This is a genomic window from Neisseria sp. P0021.S007 (assembly GCF_051956855.1).
This window is the reverse complement of sequence record NZ_JBQCXA010001512.1, coordinates 1-469: the sequence shown is the minus strand read 5'-3', so window position 1 is coordinate 469 and position 469 is coordinate 1. Positions and strand designations below refer to the sequence as shown.

Annotated in this window: 1 pseudogene; it reads right to left on the bottom strand. The window is 52.7% G+C overall.

Annotated features, from left to right (window positions below):
• Positions 1-469 (bottom strand): annotated as a pseudogene (locus ACTHUR_RS20000) (CRISPR-associated helicase/endonuclease Cas3); the annotation flags it as partial.

The following is a 469-nucleotide window of genomic DNA, read 5'->3' as shown; positions in this document are numbered from 1 at the left end:
GTGTAGGGTTGCAGTTTGCGTAAGAGTCTGCCGATATGGTCGGCGTGGTGCAGGCTGCTAATGAGGTTTTCGGCATCAACATCGAACGGAATAATCAGCGGCTGCATATGGCTTTCGATCATGCGGAACTTGTCGGCAATGGTTTGGAATGGGAAATCGAGGCTTTGCCCTGTATCGTTGTGCATTTTCAGGATTTTTTTATTGTCCAGTTCGCTGCCTTTTAATTGATAAAGCTCGGCGAAGTAGGCGGCGACGGCTTGGGTGGATAAGAGGTCGTCTGAAAAGCTGTCGGCGGTCAGGCGCATAACGGCGGCTTGGGTGGCAAGTTCGGGAGGGGCTTTCCATTTGTCTTCGGGCGCGAATATCCATACAAAGCTGTTTTCAGACGGTCTTTTGCCTTCGCGGTTGCAACGTCCGGCGGCTTGGGCAACGCTGTCTAAACCAGCTTCGGCTCGCATCACCAGTGGAA